This is a genomic window from Vibrio sp. DW001 (assembly GCF_029016285.1).
GTDB lineage: Bacteria > Pseudomonadota > Gammaproteobacteria > Enterobacterales > Vibrionaceae > Vibrio.
Map to the genome: position 1 here is coordinate 1,036,772 of NZ_CP091976.1, position 24,966 is coordinate 1,061,737.

Annotated in this window: 21 protein-coding genes; 15 read left to right on the forward strand and 6 right to left on the reverse strand. The window is 42.4% G+C overall.

Annotation, left to right across the window (positions count from 1 at the left end; genetic code table 11):
- Positions 1-12: 12 nt before the first annotated feature.
- The 5 genes from L3V77_RS22050 to fruB all read right to left on the reverse strand — a co-directional run bounded on the left by L3V77_RS22050 (position 13) and on the right by fruB (position 7,545).
- Positions 13-1,881, reverse strand: a complete 1,869-nt coding sequence (locus L3V77_RS22050; protein WP_275136968.1) for a methyl-accepting chemotaxis protein — start codon at positions 1,879-1,881, stop codon at positions 13-15.
- Positions 1,882-2,239: 358 nt separating this feature from the next.
- On the reverse strand, positions 2,240-3,493 hold the full coding sequence (gene yjeH / locus L3V77_RS22055; RefSeq protein WP_275136969.1) for an L-methionine/branched-chain amino acid transporter: 1,254 nt from the start codon (positions 3,491-3,493) through the stop codon (positions 2,240-2,242).
- A 181-nt stretch (positions 3,494-3,674) separates the two neighbouring features.
- Positions 3,675-5,411, reverse strand: a complete 1,737-nt coding sequence (locus tag L3V77_RS22060) for a PTS fructose-like transporter subunit IIB (protein ID WP_275136970.1) — start codon at positions 5,409-5,411, stop codon at positions 3,675-3,677.
- Positions 5,412-5,456: 45 nt separating this feature from the next.
- Positions 5,457-6,398 carry a 1-phosphofructokinase gene (gene pfkB / locus L3V77_RS22065; protein ID WP_275136971.1) on the reverse strand — a complete coding sequence of 314 codons (942 nt, stop codon included), beginning with the start codon at positions 6,396-6,398 and terminating at the stop codon, positions 5,457-5,459.
- Positions 6,399-6,408: 10 nt separating this feature from the next.
- Positions 6,409-7,545, reverse strand: a complete 1,137-nt coding sequence (gene fruB / locus L3V77_RS22070; protein ID WP_275136972.1) for a fused PTS fructose transporter subunit IIA/HPr protein — start codon at positions 7,543-7,545, stop codon at positions 6,409-6,411.
- Between the two features lie 323 nt (positions 7,546-7,868).
- Between fruB and cra the strand changes: the two genes are divergently transcribed.
- From cra to dbpA, 8 genes are all read left to right on the forward strand, one after another.
- The gene (cra, locus tag L3V77_RS22075; RefSeq protein WP_275136973.1) at positions 7,869-8,846 is read left to right on the forward strand and encodes a catabolite repressor/activator; all 978 of its coding nucleotides are present in this window, start codon (positions 7,869-7,871) and stop codon (positions 8,844-8,846) included.
- Positions 8,847-9,285: 439 nt separating this feature from the next.
- Complete coding sequence (locus L3V77_RS22080; RefSeq protein ID WP_275136974.1) at positions 9,286-10,083, forward strand: transporter substrate-binding domain-containing protein; 798 nt, start codon at positions 9,286-9,288, stop codon at positions 10,081-10,083.
- A gap of 59 nt (positions 10,084-10,142) precedes the next feature.
- Entirely contained in the window at positions 10,143-11,090 is a 948-nt protein-coding gene (locus tag L3V77_RS22085) for an amino acid ABC transporter permease (protein ID WP_275136975.1), read from the forward strand.
- Between the two features lie 22 nt (positions 11,091-11,112).
- Positions 11,113-11,838: an amino acid ABC transporter ATP-binding protein gene (locus L3V77_RS22090; protein WP_275138228.1), complete on the forward strand. Its 726-nt coding sequence runs from the start codon at positions 11,113-11,115 to the stop codon at positions 11,836-11,838.
- Between the two features lie 241 nt (positions 11,839-12,079).
- Entirely contained in the window at positions 12,080-12,577 is a 498-nt protein-coding gene (locus tag L3V77_RS22095; RefSeq protein WP_275136976.1) for an RNA-binding S4 domain-containing protein, read from the forward strand.
- Positions 12,578-12,793: 216 nt separating this feature from the next.
- Positions 12,794-14,743 carry an alpha-amylase family protein gene (locus L3V77_RS22100; protein ID WP_275136977.1) on the forward strand — a complete coding sequence of 650 codons (1,950 nt, stop codon included), beginning with the start codon at positions 12,794-12,796 and terminating at the stop codon, positions 14,741-14,743.
- Complete coding sequence (locus L3V77_RS22105; protein WP_275136978.1) at positions 14,733-15,296, forward strand: sugar O-acetyltransferase; 564 nt, start codon at positions 14,733-14,735, stop codon at positions 15,294-15,296. The genes L3V77_RS22100 and L3V77_RS22105 overlap by 11 nt, the downstream gene beginning before the upstream one ends.
- 170 nt (positions 15,297-15,466) lie before the next feature.
- Positions 15,467-16,852, forward strand: a complete 1,386-nt coding sequence (gene dbpA, locus L3V77_RS22110) for an ATP-dependent RNA helicase DbpA (protein ID WP_275136979.1) — start codon at positions 15,467-15,469, stop codon at positions 16,850-16,852.
- 102 nt (positions 16,853-16,954) lie between these two features.
- On the opposite strand, the gene L3V77_RS22115 is transcribed toward dbpA, so the two are convergent.
- Complete coding sequence (locus tag L3V77_RS22115; RefSeq protein ID WP_275136980.1) at positions 16,955-17,275, reverse strand: metalloregulator ArsR/SmtB family transcription factor; 321 nt, start codon at positions 17,273-17,275, stop codon at positions 16,955-16,957.
- Positions 17,276-17,595: 320 nt separating this feature from the next.
- Here L3V77_RS22115 and L3V77_RS22120 point away from each other — a divergent pair, with 320 nt between their 5' ends.
- The 7 genes from L3V77_RS22120 to L3V77_RS22150 all read left to right on the forward strand — a co-directional run bounded on the left by L3V77_RS22120 (position 17,596) and on the right by L3V77_RS22150 (position 24,958).
- Entirely contained in the window at positions 17,596-18,513 is a 918-nt protein-coding gene (locus tag L3V77_RS22120) for a permease (RefSeq protein WP_275138229.1), read from the forward strand.
- Between the two features lie 377 nt (positions 18,514-18,890).
- On the forward strand, positions 18,891-19,310 hold the full coding sequence (gene rbsD / locus L3V77_RS22125; RefSeq protein ID WP_275136981.1) for a D-ribose pyranase: 420 nt from the start codon (positions 18,891-18,893) through the stop codon (positions 19,308-19,310).
- Positions 19,311-19,334: 24 nt separating this feature from the next.
- Entirely contained in the window at positions 19,335-20,840 is a 1,506-nt protein-coding gene (gene rbsA, locus L3V77_RS22130; RefSeq protein WP_275136982.1) for a ribose ABC transporter ATP-binding protein RbsA, read from the forward strand.
- Positions 20,837-21,823 (forward strand): ribose ABC transporter permease, encoded by a 987-nt coding sequence (gene rbsC / locus L3V77_RS22135; protein WP_275136983.1) that lies wholly within the window; start codon positions 20,837-20,839, stop codon positions 21,821-21,823. The genes rbsA and rbsC overlap by 4 nt, the downstream gene beginning before the upstream one ends.
- Positions 21,824-21,884: 61 nt before the next feature.
- Positions 21,885-22,763, forward strand: a complete 879-nt coding sequence (rbsB, locus tag L3V77_RS22140) for a ribose ABC transporter substrate-binding protein RbsB (RefSeq protein WP_275136984.1) — start codon at positions 21,885-21,887, stop codon at positions 22,761-22,763.
- A gap of 234 nt (positions 22,764-22,997) precedes the next feature.
- On the forward strand, positions 22,998-23,924 hold the full coding sequence (gene rbsK / locus L3V77_RS22145) for a ribokinase (protein ID WP_275136985.1): 927 nt from the start codon (positions 22,998-23,000) through the stop codon (positions 23,922-23,924).
- Positions 23,925-23,953: 29 nt separating this feature from the next.
- On the forward strand, positions 23,954-24,958 hold the full coding sequence (locus L3V77_RS22150) for a substrate-binding domain-containing protein (protein WP_275136986.1): 1,005 nt from the start codon (positions 23,954-23,956) through the stop codon (positions 24,956-24,958).
- The last annotated feature ends 8 nt before the right edge of the window (positions 24,959-24,966 follow it).

Consider the following 24,966-nt stretch of genomic DNA (forward strand, 5'->3'; position numbering starts at 1 on the left):
CAGCGGGTAACCTTATACTATAAATTTGTCTAAGATACCATTCTGCTCTCGCACATTGTCGCCTTGAATCTGCATTTCTTTACTAGATTCACCTGCGGCATTGGCAACGAGGTCTGATAAATCTTTGATCTTCACAGTATTAGAGTTTATTTCTTCGGCCACTAAGCTCTGTTCTTCTGCTGCGGAAGCGATCTGCATATTCATATCGGTAATACGTTGAATAGCGTCCCTAATGCGCTCTAGTGCGCTATTTGCTTCTTGTGCTTGGGTCACCGTTGTTACTGCGGTCTCTTTACTTGTACCCATTGCTTTAGCTACCGCACCTGCACCGGCTTGTAGTTGTTCAATCATGGTACGGATTTCAGTAGTGGACTCTTGAGTTCTTTGTGCCAATGTTCTCACTTCATCCGCAACAACCGCAAATCCGCGACCATAATCTCCTGCGCGTGCGGCTTCAATAGCCGCATTGAGCGCAAGCAGGTTAGTTTGGTCTGCGATATCGTTAATAACCTGAAGTACGGTTTCAATTCTATCGGTAGCATCCTCCAATGATTTCACTTGTATCACGGCATCGTCGATGCTGGCGGATAACGCACCAATAGAATCTGTCGTATGGCTAACAATGGCGCTGCCTTCCTGTGTTGCGTTATCGGCTTCTTGAGCCGCAGACGCAGCACCTTGTGCATTACCAGCCATGTCGGTAGAAGTGGTGGCCATTTCGTGCATTGCCGTAGCCAATTGCTCTATTTCTCGCATCTGTTCTGTCATCGCGGCAGCAGCAGCAGACGCGCCTTCAGAACTGGCTTCTGCACCTTTTAGTATCTCGTGACTTATGCCTTTGAGCTGTTTTATCTTGTCTTGTAGGCTCTCTGTAAACTGGTTGAAACCTTTTGCGAGTTCTGCAAATTCGGTGTCTGTAGTGGTGGCTAAACGTTGTGTTAGATTACCATCACCAGTAGCAACATCTTGAATTGCGTCATTAAGAGAACCTAATGGTTTCATTAATTTACCTATCAACACAAGCAGCAAGCCGATACTGACTAATAGCGCGATGGTGGTAACAATGATAGAACTTGTGCGCATGTCACTAACGGGTTGGAAGGCAATACCATTGTCGATTACGGAACCGACATACCAGTCAATTCCGGGTATCTTTCGAAAGTCATAAGCTAATTCATTGCCATCTGAGTTTACAATCTGCATCTCTTCAGAAATGTTAACTTGAGCGTGCATTTCAGAGAACGGTTTGCCGTTCAATTCGGTATCTGGATGAGCAATGATCGTTCCGTCTGAGGAAACAATAAATAGAAACCCTGCATCAAAAAGATTCACTTGGTTTATTGTTTCGGCCAAACTTGCTAGGCTCACATCAAAGAACAACGCACCAACAAATTGCCCACTTTTTTTCAATGGTGTTGCAATTGAGATTACGATTTCTTTGGTAACAGAATCGGCATAGGGGGCAGTAATGATAAGCGCATTTTTTGATTTGGCGTCCTTATACCAAGGACGAGCGCGAGCATCCCAACTAGCACCGGGGTCCCAGTTAACATCGCCACTGATCGCTTTACCGTTTGTTTCTAAACCAGCACCAACAAGTATGAACGGTTTTTTGAGACTGGGTTTATTAATTGCTTTCTTAATGGCGTCAGGGCTTAGATCATCGTTAGCCATTTCTGTCGTATAAATAGCGAGTGCTTTTTGTCCGGAGATCTTATCAGCGACATTACTTTTTACACTGTCCATTGCATTGTTTAACCCATGCATGATGGTATCAGTAAGGAGGTTTTGGGTGGTAAAAACTTGCTTCGTAGTAACTATAGCAACGGTTACAAGCATCAATAATGTTGAAGCAGCAACAATTTTGTGACTAAATTTCATATTAAATCCCTTAACAAAAGGTATTTTGGACTTTCGTCAATAAGCCTATACACAGAATAGGAAACCATTCCGTACGCTCAAGTAAATATAATTATTATTTTTTTATATAAAGCCTAACTAACACCTACTAAGTATAGCGGCCTAATACCGACAATCTTTAGCCAAAAGCTCGATTTAAAAACGCTTTCTTAATGAAGATAAGGAGTTCACACTTTTTGGGGTATACGTACATTATTGCAGGACGTTTATGAGACTAAAATAAGCAGCAACGCTCATATCAGATCAATGATCTAAATACAGGTAATGATTACTGGTTGTCGAAGGTAAAAACGTTTTAGATCCGTCGTGTTATTTTTATCTACCGGCTGTAATTTGAAAATTGCATGTCTTTTCTTGCAAAATGAACCAAAGCAAAGACAGCTATAGCATAGAAAGAAGCCCAACCAAGACATGCAAATACGAGAATAGTGATTACTAGGGCAATGAGAGAGAGCATTTTGTTCATGCCAGTGAGAAGTTTGTACGCCGATAACATGGCAAGTAAATAAACCAGGACAAATACGCCGTTGGCTAATTTAACCAGAGCTTCTAGATCGACACTCAAAACTTCTCCAACGAATGAACAGATAACCAAAATTCCGGTGATAGTAAGAGTAGCAATGGTAGGTACGCCACGTTTAGAGATGACCGCCATTTTGGTCTGAGGGTGGCTATTTTTAGCAATGGCGTATGCCATTCTAGATAAGCTTTGCACATACAAATTAAGGCTAGCGAAGCAGGCAAAATATCCGACAAGGCTAATAAGCGTCGCCCCTTTGCTACCAAAGATTTGTTCACTTATCCAAGGGATAGATCCAGAAGAAAGCGCTTCTGTACCGTAAGCGTGGAACTTCAGAATGACAACAGAGCAACTCCAATAGATCACGCCAGCAAAGAGAGATCCCAAGATAATCGCGATAGGAAAATCAGTTTCGGGATTTTTAAATTCCTCTCCCATATGCGCAAATGCTTCAATACCGACAAAACACCAGAACATCACGCCTAGTGCAGATGCAATCGGAAAAATTGAATCGGCGGTTAGAACCGGCATTTTTATATCTGCGGTACTGACACCACCATAGAGCCAGAACAGAGAGACAAGTGCACAGATAGCCAAAGCAACAATCGTTTGAATCCGGGCTGACGATTTACTACCAATCAGGTTTACTGCAATCAATAAGCCGATGGTGATAAGTTCAGCGATGAGGGTGTGATCAAAAGGGGCAGGGAGTAACGGTTTTCCAAAACTACCGGCTAAGGCAATACCCGCGGGAATACCAACAGGCGTAACACTTAAAAATAACCACCCAACGCTACGCTCCATTCGTGGACCAAAGGCTTTGCGGACAAAATAAGCGGTGCCACCAGAACTTGGAAAACGCTTTCCAAGGGCTGCGAAGGTCAGGGCGATAGGGATGATGGCGACAAATAGAATCAGCCATGCCCATAGTGATGCTTCACCCGCGATACCTGCTGCGATAGCGGGTATCATAAAGAGGCCAGTACCCAACAGGGTGGTAGATAATTGGCCGACACCAGACCATAACGTAATTTCTTTTTTCAGCTCGCCCATAGAAACTGCTCTTAATGTATTGATATTCCAAATGCTTAGGCGGGCAAGGATACTGCAATTCTTGATGCAAGATACAATTTTTTACAGACTATTTTTATTATTTATTCTATCAAAAAGAAACAGAGCCTCATTAAAAAGGCTCTGTTGATCTGATAACCTGAATGCAGGTTAAATAATGCAATTAAGCAACAGCTTGCTCTGTTTGTTCAGCGCGGCTTTTCAAAAACGCATAACCAAACCCAGTGACTGCCGTACCTGCTGTTATGGCGATAATGTACATGAGTACAGAAGAGATAGCATTTGGAATAAACAGCACGAAGAGACCGCCGTGTGGTGCCATTAACTCGCAACCAGCAAGCATTGAAAGTGCACCCGCAACCGCTCCACCAGCCATTGTACAAGGGATAACGCGCATAGGATCACGGGCGGCAAACGGAATAGCACCTTCAGAAATAAAGCATAAACCCAATACAAATGACGCTTTACCAGCTTCGCGCTCACTCTGATTGAATTTCTTCTTAGCAAGGAAGGTTGCTAAACCCATACCGAGTGCAGGAACCATACCAGCAGCCATGACAGCAGCCATAGGTGCATAGGTTTCTGAAGCCAATAAACCAACGCCAAAAGTGTAGGCGGCTTTGTTGACTGGACCACCAAGGTCGAAACACATCATACAACCGAGAACGATACCTAGCATGATGGCATTGGCATTGCCCATGTTGTTAAGAAATTCAGTCATCGCTGCCATGACGGTAGCAACCGGGCCACCAACCACATAGATCATTATCAGACCAGTGAATAAGGTCGCGACAAGTGGAATAATAAGAATTGGTTTTAACGCATCCATTGATCGAGGAAGCTGCAGTTTATCAGCGATAAACTTAGCTGAGTAACCTGCGATAAAGCCCGCTAAGATACCACCTAAGAAACCCGCACCAATTGAGCTGGCTAACATACCGCCAACAAGACCGGGTGCAAGGCCTGGACGATCCGCGATAGAGAAAGCGATGTAACCTGCAAGCACAGGAATCATAAGTGCGAATGCGGAGCCGCCTCCTATTGTCATCAGTGCCGCAGCAAGAGTACCTTCTTCTTTAAACGCTTCTATACCAAACACAAATGAAAGTGCGATAATCAAACCACCAGCCACAACGACGGGTAGCATATGTGAGACCCCGGTCATCAGGTGTTGGTATATGCCTTTGCTTTCTTCTTCTTTCGCGATGACAGTGCCATTAGATTGGGTATAAACCGTTGCTTCAGCGAACGCTTTTTCCACTTCTTGCTTGGTTTTTTTAAGGGCTGGTCCTGTTTTCGTTTTATAGAGTTTCTTACCGTTAAAGCGGTCTAAAGGTACATCGATATCTGCTGCGATAATAACCAAATCAGCCTCTTCGATTTCCTGTTCAGTAAGCTGGTTTTTGGCCCCTACGCTACCGCGAGTTTCTACCTTAATTTGATGGCCAAGGCGCTTTCCTTCATTTTCTAAAGCTTCAGCTGCCATGAAAGTATGTGCAACACCTGTTGGACATGCAGTAACGGCGACAATTTTCTTAGGAGTACTAGGGCTTGATACGGGTACTGAAAGTGTCGTTGCGTCGGTAGAGGTTAATTCAGTCGCCTCTAAAACGGCTTTTTCTAACCATGCTTTTGTATCTTCAGTGATTTTAGAGATCTCCGCTTGATACACTTTTTTTCCGATGAAGCGTGTAGTATCAATTGGCGTGTTAGCGGCGATAATCACAACGTCAGATTGCGCAATATCATTGGCAGTAAGCGTCTCTCCCTGCACGACGGTAGATTGGCATTCAATTTTTGCAATCCAATCGAGTGATTTCGCTGCTTTTTCAAGTAGCCCTGCTGCAATGATGCTATTTGCAACACCACTTGGACAAGCTGTAATAATAGCTATATTCATAATAATCGACCTTGTTAATTCATTGACTAATAATGGTTTATTGTTTTAGCTCAACTGGGTAATTTGTATCTTTTTCTGTAAGGATTCGAGCACCTCTAGGCTTGGAACACCAACACCTACTTGCGCGACGGCTAATGCAGAGAGGGCGGTAGAGAATTTCAATAACTCTGGTTTCTGCATGTTTTGCATATGGCCCCAACAAAGACCGGAAACCAATGTATCGCCGGCACCAACCGTACTCACTACCGTCATTTTTGGTGGCTGAGAGCGTAACCATTCATTTTGGTTAAGCCACAACACCCCTTTGGACCCCATAGAGACAACGATGTTGTCGATACCTTTGTCGGCAAGCTCTTGCGCAGCTTGTTGACACTCAACTGGTGTATCCAGAGAGCGACCAACAAACTCGGACAACTCTTCGTCGTTAGGTTTAATAAGCCATGGATTTGAATTGATACCAGCGGTAAGTGCTTCACGACTGCTGTCAAACAGCACTTTCTTACCAACGTCATGCAGATGTTGTATCCAGCTGGCGCATAAATCGGGTGATACACCTTTAGGCAAGCTACCCGCGATAACAAAATAATCGTGGTTCTTCGCCAACTCAAAAAGCGTCTGCTCAAATTGCTCGATGTCATCTTCGCTGACCTCAACACCCGGAAAGTTGATATCACTCACTTCTCCAGATTGCTCGACTAATTTTACGTTGATGCGCGTTGCACCATCTACTCGCACAAATTTGTCGGTAGCACCGATCTCTTCAAATAATTGACAGAACATCTCCTGATTATCACGACCCAGAAATCCCGTGACGGTAACCTCCGCACCCAAGTCAGAAAGCACTTTCGCAACATTCACGCCTTTACCAGCAGCGTGTAATGAGCCTTGATTCACGAGGCTCACATTACCTACATTTAGCGTTCCCATACTACCGGTGAGATCCAAGGCCGGATTTAGCGTGACAGTAACGACTTTTTTGGTTGTCATAATACGATCCTTACCCTTCACCTAGGCCAGACTCAATGGCGATGCCTATTGCTTTTATTGCTTCACCAGCGTCGATTCCATCCGCGGAGAACGCCAATGAATGTCCATGCATAACGCCTAATCCAATCACCTTCATTAAGCTTTTTGCGTTGACGGTTTTTCCGTCTCCATCAAGGTTCTTAACACTGATAATTGACTCGAACTTCTTCGCTTCTGCCACCAACATTGCCCCTGGACGAGCGTGTAAACCGTGGGCATTTTTTATCTTGAATACAGCATTATTATCGGACATCGTGGGAGCAGAAGCTTCGCCATCATCTTGTGTGAATAGAGATACCAACTCTTGCTTAGTGGCTTGAAGAATGGTGGTTTGCTTCTGTTGGAATACTAATTCACTGACCGTATCGAGCATGGTTTGGTGAGCGGCATTGCAAACGGAGAAAGTAATGAGTCCGTTGACGGGTTTGCCTTCAAATGAAAACGCGGGGTCGACAGTAACGATAGACATTGCAGTTCGTGAAACCGAGGTAACACTGCTGATCAACCATAAGCCTTTACCTAGATAGGTTGGTTTTTTACTAACAAGCTCTGCGATGAAGCTCGCCTCAACTGAATGGGTATTTTTTAATAGTCCACCCGCGACGGCAGAAAGTTGAATCATGTCGCTTGCAGGAAAGTCTTGTAAGATCAGAGATTCATCAAAGTCTGCAGTGAATTGAACGTCACCATTTAATAGGGCGATGATCTCCTGTTTTGACGAAGCATCTCTGAGTTTTTCTTCAACACCATCAGCAGAAAGAGCCTTAGTCAGCTGCTTTAATATGCCTAAATGCTCGTCAGATTTAGCGGCAATGCCTATTGCGATATAAACCGTGTTACCGTCTTCCCAATCTACGCCTTGGGGAAAGTGATGGACAGCGACGCCAGTGCTTTTCACCAGATGACGGGTATCGGTTGTACCATGAGGTATCGCAATGCCGTTTCCAAGGAAGGTTGTGTTTTGTGCTTCCCGATTCAGCATGCCTTCTACATATTCAACCTCCACCAATCCTTTCTTTGCCAGGTCGCTCGCTAATACGCGAATGGCTGTATTTTTGTCTTGAGCGGTTTGTTGAAGCTCAATATCTAACGTCGTCAGTTTTAACATGGTGCGCCTCTTAGAGCTCTTTTATGTGAGCTTCAATCATCTGGTCTAATTGCTCTCAATCTTCGATTCATCGCCGGTGTAAACCTAAAGCTGAATCGGTTCAGCAATGCTTTAAAAAAATTCAGCAAACATCTACACATGTTGCTGATACTTGTTGTTTCGTTTAACTCACTAACCCACGGTGTAAAATAGGTGATTTAAGTCATGTTTCAAGTTTTGCTGAATCCTTTCAGCTTTAATACTGAATCGATTCAGCGTATAATTCAAGTTAGAATAACAAATAATCTGTAAAATTTTGATCAACTGCACATAAAGGTAATGAAATGACATTAGTCGAAATAGCAAAGTTGGCAGGTGTCTCAAAGACTACGGCAAGTTATGTCATCAACGGTAAAGCAAAAAAATACCGTATAAGTGAGAAGACTCAACATAAAGTGATGGCTGTTGTTAACGAGCATAATTACCAACCTGATCATGCAGCCTCATCTCTGCGGGCGGGGAATAGCCGTTCATTTGGCCTAATTATTCCTGATCTGGAGAACTCGAGTTACACCAAGCTTGCCAAATTACTTGAACAAAACTCGCGAAAAGCGGGTTATCAGATCTTGATTGGGTGCAGTGATGATGAAGCTGAAATTGAAGAGAGTTTGGCTACAGCACTGTTGAGCCGGCGAATTGACGCACTGTTTGTTGCTACTTGCTTACCCAATGCGAACGAATATTACTTAAAAATTCAAAAATCAGGTACGCCTGTCGTGGCAATAGACCGTCCTCTAGACGATGAATGCTTCGGGTGTGTTATTAGTGAAGACTATACCTCCGCCTATGATTTGACCAATTCAGTCCTATCGCAAAGCGTAAATACGGTTGGATTAATAGGTGCTCTGCCTGAATTAAGTATCTCTAAAGATCGCCAATTAGGTTTTTATGCGGCAGCGCGTATCCATAAAAAGGAATCCATCGTTGGTTATGGCAAGCATTTTAATAGGGAAGAAGGTAAAGCTGTATTGTCTCAATGGGTACGCGAGAAAAAAGTACCAGACGCCATCGTGGTCACTTCTTATACCCTTTTGGAAGGCGTGTTAGATGTGCTTTTAGAACACACCGAGCTGATGTCCAAAATAAAACTGGGCACTTTTGGCGACAACAGATTGCTCGATTTCCTGCCGATGAAAGTGAACTCGCTGCCTCAGCAATTTGAGTTAATCTCTGATAGCGCGCTAGCGCTAGCACTGAATGCTTCAGCCAAACGCCAGCAATTTGGTATAGAGCTAATACCGAGAAAATTAATACGTCGCTAACCGCTGGGATACACAAAGGCTGACTCCAACGCCGCTTCCTCAAATTTAGCTGTTTATTCTATATAAGTGGCTAAATATCGAACAATTAACATCTGCACCAATATTATTTATTTTCTTTATTTTTGCACCATTAAGGTGCGTCAATTATGAGCAAAATACATAGAAAAAAACAATGTTAGTTTAATGTGCTTATATATTTAATTTTTTTGGGTTAAAAGTCTATTAAATTTCCATTTATCAAGTGTGATCTTATCGGCACAACTATTGCTTTGACTAACGATAGATGCACAATTTTGGTGATTAAGAATAGATACTCTAAAAAAAACATTTGATTATTTATGCTGTACAATCGATATATAATGCAATATTATTTACTAATAATGAATAAAAAACCATTAATGGACTAAGATATTAACAATTACAACAAGGAATTAACATAATGAAGCATAAAATAGGTAAGTTAGCCGCATATAGTGCGATAATCCTCTGCTCTGCAGGAGCGACAGCAGGACCAATTTTAGACGGTATTGCAGAATCTGGTGAACTACGCGCGTGTTTTGATGCGGGTTATATGCCATTTGAAATGAAGTCTACTAACAACAGCTACATCGGTTTTGATATCGATTTAGGTAAAGTGATGGCGAAGCAGATGGGTGTGAAATATGTGCCTGTAAACACAGCATGGGATGGCATTATACCTGCACTTATTACCGGCAAATGTGACATTATTATGGCGGGTATGACGATAACGGCACCTCGTAATATGAAGGTGAATTTTGCGGATCCATATATCGTTGTTGGCCAATCTATACTCCTAAATCCTAAGTTGAAGGGTGAGATTAACAGCTACAAAGACCTTAACGACCCTAAATATGTAGTAGCAAGTAAGCTTGGTACAACCGGTGAAACGGTGGTAAAAAGAATGTTAAGTAAGGCGGAGTATAACGCGTTTGAAACTGAAACTGATGCCGCATTGGAAGTAATAAATGGTAAGGCTGATGCGATGATCTACGACATGCCGTTCATCTCTATCTATGCTGCTCAAAATAGCGAGAAAATAAACGCAATTCTTGAACCATTCACCTACGAACCGCTTGGTTGGGCTGTTAAACAGGGCGACCCCGATATGGTCAACTTTTTGAATAATTACCTTCGTCAAATCAAAGGCGATGGCACTTACGAGCGTATCTATGCCAAGTGGTTCAAGAGTGATGCTTGGTTAAAACAAATTAAATAAGTGGAATCAGCCAGAAACGCTCTGTTTCTGGCTCTCATTACTCTCATTTTGGTATTGATATGCTACATAAAAAGAATAATTGGGCTTGGCACTTTTTATTTGTACTCGCTCTTATCGGCATTGGTTTTTCTGTTTATTCTGCTTCACAAAAAATAAATTATACATGGCAATGGAATCGAATTGTCCCATACATCATTGACTCTTCACCAACTGAAACGATAGCCGATAGTGATGGTACGGTTATTACGGTCGAAAAGGACAACATTGTTATTGAATTTGACAATGGAGATCCGGCTCAACGGATTGAAAAGGCAGATGATGTGTTTGTAGTAGAGGGTGATTTAGTCTTTGCTGGCGACAGAATTTCTAGCCTAAATCAGCAGAGTATGGGTGTACTTTTAATCGGATTGATTACGACGATTCAACTCTCGATTATTTCATTGTCTTTTGCCATTGTCATTGGCTTAGTTGCCGCATTAATGCGTATATCCACAAATCCATTGAGTCGAAATTTCGCTTTTTTGTATGTTGAGATTATTCGCGGTACGCCACTTCTTGTGCAGATCTTTATTGTTTATTTTTTCTTAGGCACAATTTTCGATCTGGATAGATTTACCGCAGGTATTACCGCGCTGTCTGTCTTTACCGGGGCGTATATTGCAGAAATCATCCGTTCGGGTATCCAATCGATCCCACAAGGACAAATGGAAGCAGCACGTTCTTTGGGTATGAGTTATCCCAAGGCAATGACTTACGTCATCTTACCCCAAGCATTTAAGCGCACGCTACCACCTATGGCTGGACAATTGATTAACCTAATAAAAGATTCTTCATTGGTGTCGGTCATTTCCATTACGGATTTGACTAAGGCTGGTCGAGAAGTCGTTGCTGGTAGCTTTGCTACATTCGAAGTATGGTTTGCGGTTGCGGCGCTTTATCTTGTACTAACTTCCACACTATCTTTCGGCGTACAGCGCATTGAGAAGAGGCTATCAAACAGTGACTAGAGCGGATTATAAAGGCGAAGAGATGGTTGTCGCCGCGAGCGTAGATAAGATTTACGATAATGGCTGTCACGCATTAAAAAAGGTGTCTGTTACTGTAAAACGTGGAGAAGTCGTGGTGATTATCGGGCCGTCCGGTTCAGGTAAATCGACCTTCTTGCGCACATTAAACCAATTAGAGGTCGTGACAGACGGCGATATCATTATAGATGGTATCAATATGTATGATTCATCTACTGACATCAATATTCTACGTGAAAACGTTGGCATGGTATTCCAGTCCTTCAATCTATTCCCCCATCTTTCAGTCAAAAAAAATGTGATGCTTGCCCCATTGAAAGTATCGAAGCTAGATAAAGAGGAAGTAGAAAAGAAGGCCGTACAACTGCTGACTAGAGTAGGGTTAGCTGAAAAAATAGAGGTCTTTCCAAGTCAACTATCCGGCGGACAGCAACAGCGTGTTGCTATTGCACGTGCGTTAGCGATGAATCCGGATCTGATGTTATTTGATGAGCCAACATCTGCACTCGATCCAGAAATGGTCGGAGAGGTTTTAGAAGTGATGAAGTCACTTGCCGAAGAAGGCATGACCATGGTTGTGGTAACTCACGAGATGGGTTTTGCTAGCGAAGTAGCAGACAGAGTTCTGTTTATGGAAGATGGTCAGCTGCTTGTTGATGACATACCTGAAAACTTTTTCGAAAATCCGTCTCACCCACGATTGAAAACGTTTTTGTCGAGTATTCTGTGAGTTTACACTCTGTTCCTTTGAAGGGTCACCGTCGGTTCTGTTTTTCTTTCGAGGCAGCTTAACCATAGGTCCTATGATGTTTGCACAAACTGATATCGGCCCATGCTTTTTACATGAAGCATGGGTTATTTTCCCTTTGTTATCGATACGACGGTAATTAAACCCGCTTATATTCCCCACTTTATCCACTTGCCACTGATTTTTGTTACACTACGCTCAAATACCCCTATAGGTCATTTCCATGAACGAAGAGCAACCAGACGATCTCTCCACTGATGAAGTCGAAATTGAGGCGATCGGTATCGAGATCAGCAGTCAGCCAATTGAACTTTATAAATTATTTAAAATAGCTAACTTGGTCAACGGTGGCGGTGAAGCAAAACATATTATCTCAGAAGGTTATGTGGCCGTTAATGGTGAAATAGAGACCAGAAAACGTCGCAAAATGTTTGACGGCGATCTGGTCGAGTTTAATCAAGAGTATTATGTGGTTTTGTGTGATCTTCCTGAAGGTGAATTACCAGAAGTTTTTGAGGAAGATCTGGTCGCACAGGAGTATCAGGTGGTGAGTGACTTGGATATTGAGTCGAACGATCATGAAACGCCAGATGCGCCTATCCAACATGAATACGAAGAAGCCCCTCTGGAAGAGACAGAACGAGAAAGTGAAGAATCTGAATCAGAACCTGAAGAGCCTACAAAAAAAAGTAGTGGTAGAAAATCGATTCAGTTTTTCTAATCTGACATAACGCAATTGTTCTTTTGACCGAATTGTCGTTAGCGATTAGCCACTGAAATAGGGAAGGTATTCGGTGGCCGTTATCTGTTTGATTACCTATGGCGATTAGCATCACAAAATAAGACTTAATCACTTCCTTAACTGTTACTTAAACGATTAAGTTAAATATCATGCTATTTAACTGTCAATAAAGTACACGTAATAAGGGAGTTCTCAATGCTGTCACATTCGTTGAGCGAGAAAGCATTAAAACAAGTCTTGAGTTCAGTCACCCTGCCAACGTTGACCAATAAAGAGGAAACGGTTTTTCTAGAGCGTTTAGATCGTCATTTTCCAGAATTGGTGTCAAAACTCCATCTACTCTATTCAGATCAGTATGATTTTTTCTTTCATCTTCAAAGCTTAATCAAACGTTTGGCGTCGGCATTTGCCAGTCGTAAACCTGAGTTAAAAATTAGAGACGAGCAGCGTCTTCTCGATCCTACTTGGTATCGAAGTGAAAAAATGTTGGGCATGGCGCTTTACGTCGATTTGTTTGCTGGTGATTTAAAAAACCTTAAATTAAAGCTACCCTATTTTCAAAGCCTCGGAGTTAATTACATCCACTTAATGCCGCTGTACCAGTCACCTAAAGGCGATAGTGACGGTGGTTATGCGGTATCAGATTATCGTAAAGTTGATTCAACATTAGGAAGTGAAAAAGACCTAGAGGATCTCGCGGTTACTTTTAGCGAAGCGGGTATTAGCTTAGTTCTTGATTTTGTGTTTAACCACACCTCAAATGAGCATGAGTGGGCAAAAAAAGCATTGGCTGGCGACCCAGAGTTCGCGGAGTTTTATCATTTCTTCGATGATAAGAAAGAGGTGGATGAATATAATCAAACATGTCGTGAAATTTTCCCTACGGTAAGACGAGGAAGTTTTACCTATCTAGATCAATCAAATAAATGGGTTTGGACAACATTTAATAGTTTCCAATGGGACCTTAATTATTCTAACCCTGCGGTGTTTAACGCGATTGCGGATGAAATGCTTTTTTTAGCAAATATAGGGTGTGAAGGGTTGCGTCTAGATGCACTTGCGTTTATTTGGAAGGAAAAGTGGACACAGTGCGAAAATTTGGCCAAAGCACATACGCTTATACAAGCATTTAATCTTTGTTTGCAGATTGTGGCCCCCGCGGTTCAGTTTAAGTCAGAAGCGATTGTTCACCCAGATGAAGTCGCAAAATATATCGATAAGAATGAATGCCAGCTCTCATATAACCCACTTATGATGGCACTTTTGTGGGAAAGTTTAGCTACCAGAGAAACCAAACTATTGACGGCTTCGCTTCAGAAGAGCTTCGACATTGCTCCCGATTGTGCATGGGTGAATTATATCCGATGTCATGATGATATAGGATGGACATTTGATGATAATGTAGCGAGTCAGTTAGGGATAAATGGTTTCGATCATCGACGTTTTTTGAATCAATACTACACGGGTCGTTTTGAAGGTTCTTTTGCGAAAGGAGTACCATTTCAAGAGAATCCGACAACGGGCGATTGTCGAGTATGCGGCTCACTGGCTTCATTAGCGGGGCTAGAAAAAGCGATAATATCGGGGGATACACAAGCGCTGGACCACGCCATCAAACGGATATTACTTCTTAACAGCATAAGCTTGAGTATTGGTGGTATACCACTGATTTATCAAGGTGATGAAATTGGTGCATTGAATGATCATACTTATCTAGATGATGAATTTAAAAAAGAAGATTCTCGCTGGGTCAATCGACCCGCGATTACAGCAGAGATCGTCAACTTAGCGAAGCATGCGACGTCCCCACAAGGTATTGTTAATCGCCAGTTAAAGCAGATGATAGCTATTCGTCAGTCTGAATCTGTGTTTGGTGAAGCGAGTACACAGATACTGGAAACCTACCGTTCTCACTTATTTGCTTATTCACGTGAGCATAAAAACGGAGAGAAGCTGCTAGTTATCTGCAATTTCAGTGAACACCCACAATCGATACCAAGTTCTATCTTTGATCTGCTACAGGCGGATCAGATGGTTGACTTGTTGACGGGGAATGATATCCCACATAACCAAGAGATCACTCTTGGAGGCTATGTTGTACTTTGGATAAAAAAATCAGAAATTGGAACAGTTAATGAGAACTGAAAAAGAAAAAATGTTGGCTGGCGAGGCCTATCTCGCTTGGGATAAAGAACTGTATTCGGAACGTGTCGCTTGCCGTAAAACATTACAAATACTAAATAATAGCTTACCAAATAGTGACGAATGGAAGGCATCGATCACGCAACTGATTTCAAATGCGACTGATGATACCTATATCGAACCACCTTTTCGATGTGATTACGGCGGTAATATCCGCGTAGGTAAGAACTTTTATGCTAATTTTAACTGCATTATATTAGATGTGAATCGAGTTGATATTGGTGATAACGTACTCCTTGCGCCCAATGTTCAAATCTATACCGCGGGTCACCCAACGGATGTAAAAAGTAGAGTTGAAGAGGGTGTTGAATTTGGCCTACCGATCACAATCGGTGATAATGTGTGGATAGGTGGAGGCGTAATCATCTGTCCGGGTGTGTCAATTGGTACCAATTCAGTGATTGGTGCTGGTGCCGTAGTTACCAAAGATGTACCGGAAAATGTGGTTGCAGCGGGTAATCCGTGCAGGGTTATTAAGAAGATTGATAACACCTGAATGCGATATTTTTGTATTTGTGATTTTATACAACCTAAAGTAGCGATAACTTAAGCATCTCGCGTTTAGGTGAACAATAATGATTAGAGTAACTAACAGTTGTAATAGCGCATCGATACAGTTATCGTGCGCTTCCAATTTCGTCACTCCCTAACCGATAGGACATTCCCTTGAGCCAGATTCCATTTTCTACTCTTTCTTTGTCGCCTGCTTTATTGCAAAACTTGGAGACATTGGGTTACACCTCAATGACACCCATTCAAGCAAAAGCATTACCCCTTATGCTTAAAGGCGTTGATGTTATTGGGCAAGGAAAAACCGGCTCAGGTAAGACGGCTGCGTTTGGACTTAGCTTATTGACTAACCTCAATGTAAAACGCTTTAGAGTTCAATGTTTAGTACTGTGCCCAACAAGGGAACTCGCTGATCAAGTAGCGAAAGAGATCCGATCGCTGGCGCGTTCTATTCACAATATTAAGGTATTGACACTTTGTGGTGGTATGCCAATGGGTCCACAAATTGGTTCACTTGAACACGGTGCCCATATTTTGGTCGGCACACCTGGTCGTATTTTGGATCACCTTGAGAAAGGACGTATTGATCTTTCTGAGCTGAACACTTTGGTTTTGGATGAAGCCGACAGAATGTTGGATATGGGCTTTCAAGACGCACTAGATGCGATAATCGGTGAAGCACCAACAGATAGACAAACACTCTTGTTTAGTGCGACCTTCCCAGAACAGATTCAAACAGTGGCTAACAAAATAATGAAAAAGCCTGAACTGGTTAAGGTTGAGGCAACCCATGATAATACAAGTATTTCGCAATTCTTCTACAAAGTAGGTAATGATACGGACAGATTAAATGCGGTCAAAAAGCTGCTATTGTCGCATCGACCTGAATCTTCTGTGATCTTCTGTAATACAAAACGTGAAGTTCAAGAGGTAGCTGAAGAGCTGTACCAAGAAGGGTTTGACGTTATTGATCTTCATGGTGATTTAGAACAAAGAGACCGAAATCAAGCTCTGGTTCAGTTTTCAAATAAAAGCATCTCTATCTTAATTGCGACGGATGTTGCGGCTCGTGGACTTGATGTTGATAATCTAGATATGGTTATCAATTATCAATTATCTCGCGATCCGGAGGTCCATGTACACCGTATAGGTCGTACTGGCCGTGCGGGTAGTAAAGGGATGGCGTGTAGCTTGTTTAGCAGTAACGAAATGCATCGAGTAGCACAGATAGATGAGTATATGGATCTTCCTATCGATCCCATTGCGCTGCCGAATGAAGAGGTATTGAGTGAGCCAACATACCAAGCTGAAATGGTGACGATAGAGATCTCCGGCGGTAAAAAGCAGAAAGTACGTGCAGGTGATATTCTTGGAGCATTGACAGGTCAAGACGGTATAGATGGCAAAAAAGTGGGCAAAATTAATCTTTTTGACATGCGTTCTTATGTAGCGGTACATAAAAATGTGGTTAAAGAAGCACTCAAAAAGCTAGAAAATGGCAAACTTAAAGGCCGCAAGTTCAGAGCACGAATTCTTCGTTAGTCGCTTGCAAGCATAAACGCTTTCAAATTGTCTCGAGGTACATTCTGATACGAATGTACCTCGTTTTAGTTTCAATCCTAATCTATACCAAGCTCAGGTAATTTAACTGAGTAAAAGGTGTTCAGTTTCTTGGGCCGACTCGTCTGCGCAACACTCTTCCCGTAAATAATTGATCACGCCTTCTAAATTCTCATACTCTGCTACACAGTATAGTGTGCGGCCTTCTCGTCGTTGTTTAATCAGATCGGCGGAAGCGAGGCTAGAAATATGATGAGATAAAGTAGAATTTGGGATTTTCAATATCTCTTGAATTTTCCCAACAGCAATACCTTGAAAGCCTGCCTTAACCACCGTTTTATATATGCTTAGGCGGGTCGGGTGACCAAGTTCTTTCAGTGCTTTCGCAACGCTTTCTAGATTCATTCATTACTCCTAATTTATAGTTCGATAATATTGGAAATAGGGGTAATGTTCAACCCATTGTGCGGTTCTGTCTCAAGGTTGAACCAGTAATACGAGTACATTGCGTATTTGATTCACTGAAATGCTCTTCTTACTAAATTGATGATTTTTTATCGGTCGTCAACTTTGTTATAAATTCTATTTTTGTAATGATTTAACTACAGATTTAATGGTCAAAGTAGGTTTTCTCTATATTTATATTTCGATAATAGTGGAAATATATTGACGACTCTAATTTGCAATAGTATATTTCGATTATTCCAGAAATACCGAGATAATATATTATGGTTATTACACAAGACATGGTTATGGACACGCTAGGTATGTTTGCCTTTTTAGCGATAGAGCTCACCATTCTCTTTCTATTGATTAGCTACCTTGTTGGTGTATTACAGGAATACATCCCACCAGAAAAAATACAGAGTATTCTGAGTGGCAAGAACGGTAAAGGGTACCTCGTAGCAGGTTTCCTCGGCGCAATCACGCCGTTCTGCTCATGCTCAACCATTCCTTTTTTGAAGGGCTTGTTGCGGGCGAAAGCGGGCTTCGGAACTATGATGGTTTTCTTATTTGCGAGCCCACTGTTGAACCCCATAATCATCGGGCTGTTTGCTGTAACGTTTGGACTAAAAGTCACCGCGTTCTACTTTGCTATCGCGCTGGGCGTATCCGTTGTAGCAGGCTACACACTTGAAAAACTTGGCTTTGAGAAATACGTAAAACCAGAAGCGTATGTTACCCCTGAAACCAAAGGGTGTACTTCCTCATGTGGTGGAAAAGTAAAGCCTGTAAGCAAATGGATAAAGATTTGGAACAGTACATGGACAGACTTTAAAAAGGTGCTTCCTTATCTGGTGGGTGGTATTGCGCTTGGCTCGATGATTTATGGCTTTATGCCAACAGAGTTTGTCGCGAGTATTGCAAGTGAAGACAATCCATTCGCTATTCCGGTCGCCGCGATAATTGGTATTCCATTGTATATCCGTGCTGAAGCTGTGATTCCCCTAAGTGCAGCGTTGGCCGCGAAAGGGATGGGACTTGGGGCTGTAATGGCGTTAATCATTGGCAGTGCAGGTGCAAGTTTAACGGAAGTGATTTTGCTTAAATCTATCTTCAGAAATCAGATGGTTGCCGCGTTCCTATTCGTCATCCTAAGCATGGCAATCGGTGCTGGTTTCCTATACCAATTCATCTTCTAATTGGTAAAAGCACACCCTAAAAGGTGTGCTTTTTTCTCGCTCTAGGCTATTTAACCTATGAGACTTCGATAAGTCTTGTGTAAGAAAATCGCTTTTCATTTCCAAGTTTTCACTGATTTTTCTCTTATTAACACATCACTTAATTAGTGACCGATCTCTGCTTTTCTTTTCAAATTTTGAATTTTCATTAGACCTCCATCACACATTTATTTTTCCTATGAGGCAAAAAATATTTGAGCAGCTATATTCTATCGAAACGTTTCGATGGCGTTTTATTTAGCACCATCGAAACGTTTCGATGGTTAGTGAAAATCTTGTTAGGTTTTTTCTAAATGAGAGATTCTCGTTTTGAGGATTACACAATTTAGGTCACCAATATGAAAAAAACACGCTTATTAAATTCTGAACTTTCTTATCTTGTCGCGACATTAGGGCACAAAGATGAAATTACGATTGGTGACGCGGGACTGCCCATTCCAGAAGGCGTAGAACGAATTGATCTAGCTTTAACTCATGGTGTTCCTGGTTTTATTCAGACGGTTGAAGTATTACTTAGTGAGTCTCAAATTGAAGGCGTCATCATTGCGGAAGAAACGAAACAAGTGAGTCCTGAGCTACATTCTCAATTGCTTGAAGTGATTAAAAAAGACAGCCAGAGTACAGGTAAAGAAACGAACATAACTTATGTTTCTCATGAAGAATTTAAAGTTCACTCTTTTGATAGTAAAGCGATAGTAAGAACGGGCGAATGTACGCCTTATGCCAATGTGATTTTTCAAACTGGTGTCACTTTTTAAACGCAGACATTTCGAGGAAGAGTAATGACTCAACCAATTTTAGAGCTAACGGGTATAGACAAAGCCTTTCCCGGTGTGAAAGCACTAGATAATGCTTGTCTCAACGTATACCCAGGTCGTGTTATGGCACTGCTTGGCGAAAATGGTGCAGGTAAGTCTACGTTGATGAAGGTGCTAACAGGTATCTATTCTTTAGATGCAGGGGACATCCGATATCAAGGTGTCAACGCCGCATTTCAAGGGCCGAAGCATTCTCAGGAAGCGGGCATCAGTATTATTCATCAGGAATTAAATCTTATTCCTGAATTAACGATCGCAGAAAATATTTTTTTGGGCCGTGAAAGAGTATCACCATTAGGCCGCATTAGATGGTCTGAAATGTATAAAGAGGCGGATGCACTGCTTGCTCGTCTTAATGTCAAACATAGCTCTAGAGACCAACTTGGTTCGCTGAGTCTTGGTGAACAACAAATGGTTGAGATCGCAAAAGCGCTCTCATTTGATTCGAAGGTCATCATTATGGATGAACCTACCGATGCATTAACCGATACAGAGAGTGAGTCACTGTTTGCGGTTATAGAGGAATTGCGTCAAGAGGGATGTGGCATTGTCTATATTTCACATCGTTTGAAAGAGATCTTCCAAATGTGCGATGACATCACGGTATTGCGTGACGGCAAGTTTATCAATCAATGCACGGTCGCGGGAACCAATGAGGATCTGCTCATTGAGATGATGGTAGGTCGTAAACTTGAAGAACAATATCCTCGAATCAATGCGGTTCACGGGACCACCTGTTTGGAAGTGAATAATCTAACTGGTTCGGGTGTTAATAACGTCAGCTTTACATTAGATAGAGGTGAGATCCTCGGCATTTCTGGTTTGATGGGGGCAGGTCGTACAGAGCTAATGAAAGCGATATATGGGGCGTTACCAAAAGAGTCTGGCAAGGTGATGTTGGATGGAAAAGTAATCGATCCGCAAAACCCACAAGAAGGATTAGCACAAGGCATTGCCTATATTTCCGAAGATCGTAAAGGCGATGGGTTGGTATTGAGCTTGTCGGTTAAAGAAAATATGTCACTTAGTTGTTTAGAACAGCTGTCGAAAGGGATCCAAATTCAACACAAAGACGAAATTATGGCAGTAGAAGATTTTATTAACCTCTTTAATATTAAAACGCCGAGTCGCAATCAGATTATTGGCAATCTTTCTGGTGGTAATCAGCAAAAAGTGGCTATCGCGAAGGGGTTAATGACAAGGCCAAAGGTGTTGATCCTAGATGAACCAACACGTGGCGTAGATGTTGGCGCTAAAAAAGAGATATACCAACTCATCAATAAGTTCAAGGCAGAAGGAATGAGCATTATATTAGTCTCTTCGGAAATGCCGGAAGTGCTTGGAATGAGTGACCGAATTATTGTTATGCACGAAGGCCACATCAGTGGTGAATTTGATGCAAAAGAAGCGGATCAAGAGAAACTTATGGCTTGTGCTGTTGGTAAAAAAGTAAGTGAGGTAGCAGCATGAACAACGATACAACAACCAAAAAGATAGAACCCATGCAAGATAAAAAACTATTTACTAAAGAGTGGCTAATCGAGCAGAAATCACTCATCGCATTGCTTTTTTTGATTGCAGTGGTCTCGTTTCTTAACCCTTACTTTTTTACGATGGATAACATTCTCAATATTTTGAGACAAACATCCGTAAATGCAATTATTGCCGTTGGGATGACCCTTGTTATTCTCACCGCTGGTATAGATTTGAGTGTCGGGTCTGTAATGGCACTATGCGGAGCCTTTGCCGCGAGTTTAATTGCAATGGAAGTTTCGGTGTTTATCGCCGTTCCAACGGCTCTTCTTGCTGGTGCGGCTTTAGGCGCAATTAGTGGGGTGATTATTGCCAAAGGTAAGGTTCAAGCCTTTATTGCCACACTGGTTACGATGACTTTATTACGTGGTGTCACTATGGTGTACACCGACGGACGACCAATTTCGACTGGATTTACTGATACCGCGGATACGTTTGCGTGGTTTGGTACTGGATATGCTCTAGGTATCCCTGTTCCTGTATGGATTATGGTTATTGTATTTTCGGCCGCATGGTATGTGCTAAACCACACGCGATTTGGTCGTTATGTATACGCCTTAGGTGGCAATGAATCAGCAACACGCCTATCTGGTATTAATGTTGATCGTGTAAAGATAGGTGTATACGCCATCTGTGGTCTACTCGCGGCTTTAGCCGGTCTTATAGTGACATCCCGTTTGTCGTCGGCTCAGCCGACAGCAGGGATGGCCTATGAACTTGATGCTATTGCTGCCGTAGTACTCGGTGGTACCAGCCTAGCCGGTGGACGTGGACGTATTATGGGGACCTTAATTGGCGCATTGATTATTGGTTTTCTTAATAACGCGTTAAACCTTTTAGATGTATCTTCTTACTATCAGATGATTGCCAAAGCTGTCGTCATTCTTCTGGCAGTTTTAGTCGATAATAAAAACAAATAACTCTACCAATATAGGGCTAAGGTGAACCTTAGCTCTCACTATGAAACAAAGGACTACAATAATGAAAAAGATCGCAACTCTTATCTCAGCCGCTGTTTTATCTGCATCAATGAGCACTACGGCGTTCGCTGAAGATACAATAGCAGTAGTAGTATCTACTCTAAACAACCCATTTTTCGTTTCTATGAAAGATGGCGCTGAGAAAAAAGCAAAAGAATTAGGCTATAAGCTTATCGTTCTGGATTCACAGAATGATCCAAGTAAAGAACTTTCTAATGTTGAGGATCTAACGGTTCGTGGTGTGAAGGCAATTCTGATTAACCCAACGGATTCTGACGCGGTTTCTAATGCAATCCGTATGATTAACGGAACAAATATTCCAGTGCTTACTCTAGACCGTGGTGCAAGCCGTGGTAAAGTTGCAAGCCACATTGCATCAGACAACGTAGTTGGTGGCGAGCTTGCAGGTAACTTTATTGTTGAAGCTATTGGTGATAATGCGAAAGTTATTCAACTTGAAGGTATCGCGGGTACTTCTGCTGCACGTGAGCGTGGTGAAGGCTTCATGAATGCTGTTAAAGGCAGCAAAATGGAACTACTTGCTACTCAGCCAGCCGATTTTGACCGTACTAAAGGTCTGAACGTAATGGAAAACTTACTTGCTGCTAACCCAGATGTTCAAGCGGTATTTGCTCAGAATGACGAAATGGCATTGGGTGCACTTCGCGCGGTTCAAGCGTCAGGTAAAGACGTTATGATCATCGGTTTTGACGGCACAGATGACGGTATTGCCGCGGTTAAACGTGGTGACTTAGCAGCAACGGTTGCTCAACAACCTGAGCTGATCGGTGCACTTGGTGTTGAAACAGCAGACAAAATCCTTAAAGGTGAGACAGTTGAAACGTACATCCCAGTACCTCTAAAACTTGTTCTTAAGTAAAACTGAAAATAGGTAATGTTGATAGGCTGGAGTCGTCATTTATTTTTAAAAGCCGTCGTTCCATTGTTTACTGGAATGACGGACATGATGACATTCGTTTAGTCGAGTCTATTAGCATTACTTACCGCTGGGGAAACCCGTCGTCAAACTTTTTCGAGAATTAAATAATTTGTTTATTTCAGTAAAATAACTAAATTATTCGGTTTTATATCCTCTACTCAATAGGTTGAATGTATGAGTAAGCTCATTGTCCTCGGCAGCGTCAACGCTGATCATGTTCTAAAGGTTCCATCTTTTCCTAGACCAGGTGAAACGCTCCACGGTGGTGGATATCAGGTGATTCCTGGTGGTAAAGGGGCCAATCAAGCAATCGCAGCAGTTCGGTTAGGCGCAGATATTGGATTTATTGCGAGTGTAGGCGATGATGCGTTTGGCGTAGCGATCAAAAAGAGCTTCAAAGACGAGGGCATGAATACCGATGCCGTTTTGATTGAAGATAATACGCCAACAGGAATCGCAATGATTCAGGTTGCGGACACAGGCGAAAACAGCATTTGTATTTCTGCTGAAGCAAATGGCCGGTTGAATGCGGCACGAATTACACCTTATCTTCCGTCAATTGAACAGGCAGATTTTCTGCTTATGCAGTTAGAGACGCCGATGGATGGGGTTGAATTGGCGGCGAAAACAGCTAGGTTATCGGGAACAAAAGTAGTACTTAATCCTGCTCCGGCGACCATACTTAGTGATGGGTTACTAAGTTGCGTCGATATCATCACGCCGAATGAAACCGAGGCGGAAATACTCACTGGCGTGACAGTGTTTGATGAACAGTCTGCACAAGTGGCTTCAGATATTCTGCATGCCAAAGGCATCGAAACCGTGTTGATTACGTTAGGTGCTCAGGGCGTATGGCTTAGTGAAGAACGTGGTAAAGGCGAAATAATCTCTGGTTTTAAAGTGGATGCAACCGATACGACAGCGGCAGGAGATACCTTTAATGGCGGTTTAGTGACAGGATTGATGGACGGTATGGACTTAAAACAATCTGTCGTTCTGGCCCATGCTGCTGCCGCGATTTCGGTGACCCGCTTTGGCGCTCAAACTTCTATTCCTAGTCGGAAGGAAGTGGATGCATTCAGTGCTCAACACGATAGTTAAAATTACTCTCAATAATCTAAGGTTGTAACATGGCTTCAATGAAAGATATTGCCAAACTAGCGGATGTTTCTACGTCTACGGTAAGCCATGTTGTTAATCAGACTCGTTACGTAAGCGAAGAGATTACAACTCGAGTAAAACAAGCCGCTAAAGAGCTAAATTATTCTCCCTCTGCTCTTGCTCGCAGCCTTAAAATGAATCGCACTCGTACCATAGGTTTACTGGTTACAACGTCAACCAACCCCTTTTTTGGTGAAGTTGTTAAAGGAGTAGAAAGGCACTGCTATGAACAAGACTACAACCTAATTCTTTGTAATACAGAAGGGGATGATGCTCGAATGAAGGCGTCTATTAACACCCTTTTGGAAAAAAGAGTCGATGGGTTGCTTTTGCTCTGTTCAAGCCTAGAGGGGAAACACTTAGATGTATTCGATCGATATCAGGATATCCCTACCGTGGTCATGGATTGGGGTGAAACCCATTTCCCGAGTGATAAAATTAAAGACAATTCAAGGCTTGGCGGCTACATGGCGGCTAAGCATTTGATTGACAATGGTCATCGCGAAATGGGTTGTATTACGGGCCCATTAGATCGCCACCAAGCTCAGATTCGTTTTGCAGGTTTCCAGCAAGCACTGGATGACGAAGGAATATCATTGGAAGATAAATGGGTCGTTCCTTCTAACTTCGAGTGTGATGGCGGATACGATGCATTTAATCTCCTTTATGAACGTGGTGAGTTGCCAAGTGCTATCTTTGCTTGTAACGATATGATGGCAATGGGCTTAATCAATGCCGCGAATGAAAAGGGGGTTAGAGTACCTGAAGACCTTTCGGTTATTGGCTATGATGATATTTATATCGCTAAATTTATGGTTCCGGCGCTAACAACTATCCACCAACCTAAATTCCGATTGGGTAAAACGGCCGTTGATACTTTGCTTAAACGCATTGAAAAGCGAGCAGAGCAGATACAACAGGTTCAGCTGGAGCCTACGCTAGTGGTTCGAAATAGTGTTAAATCGTTGAAATAAGCATTACT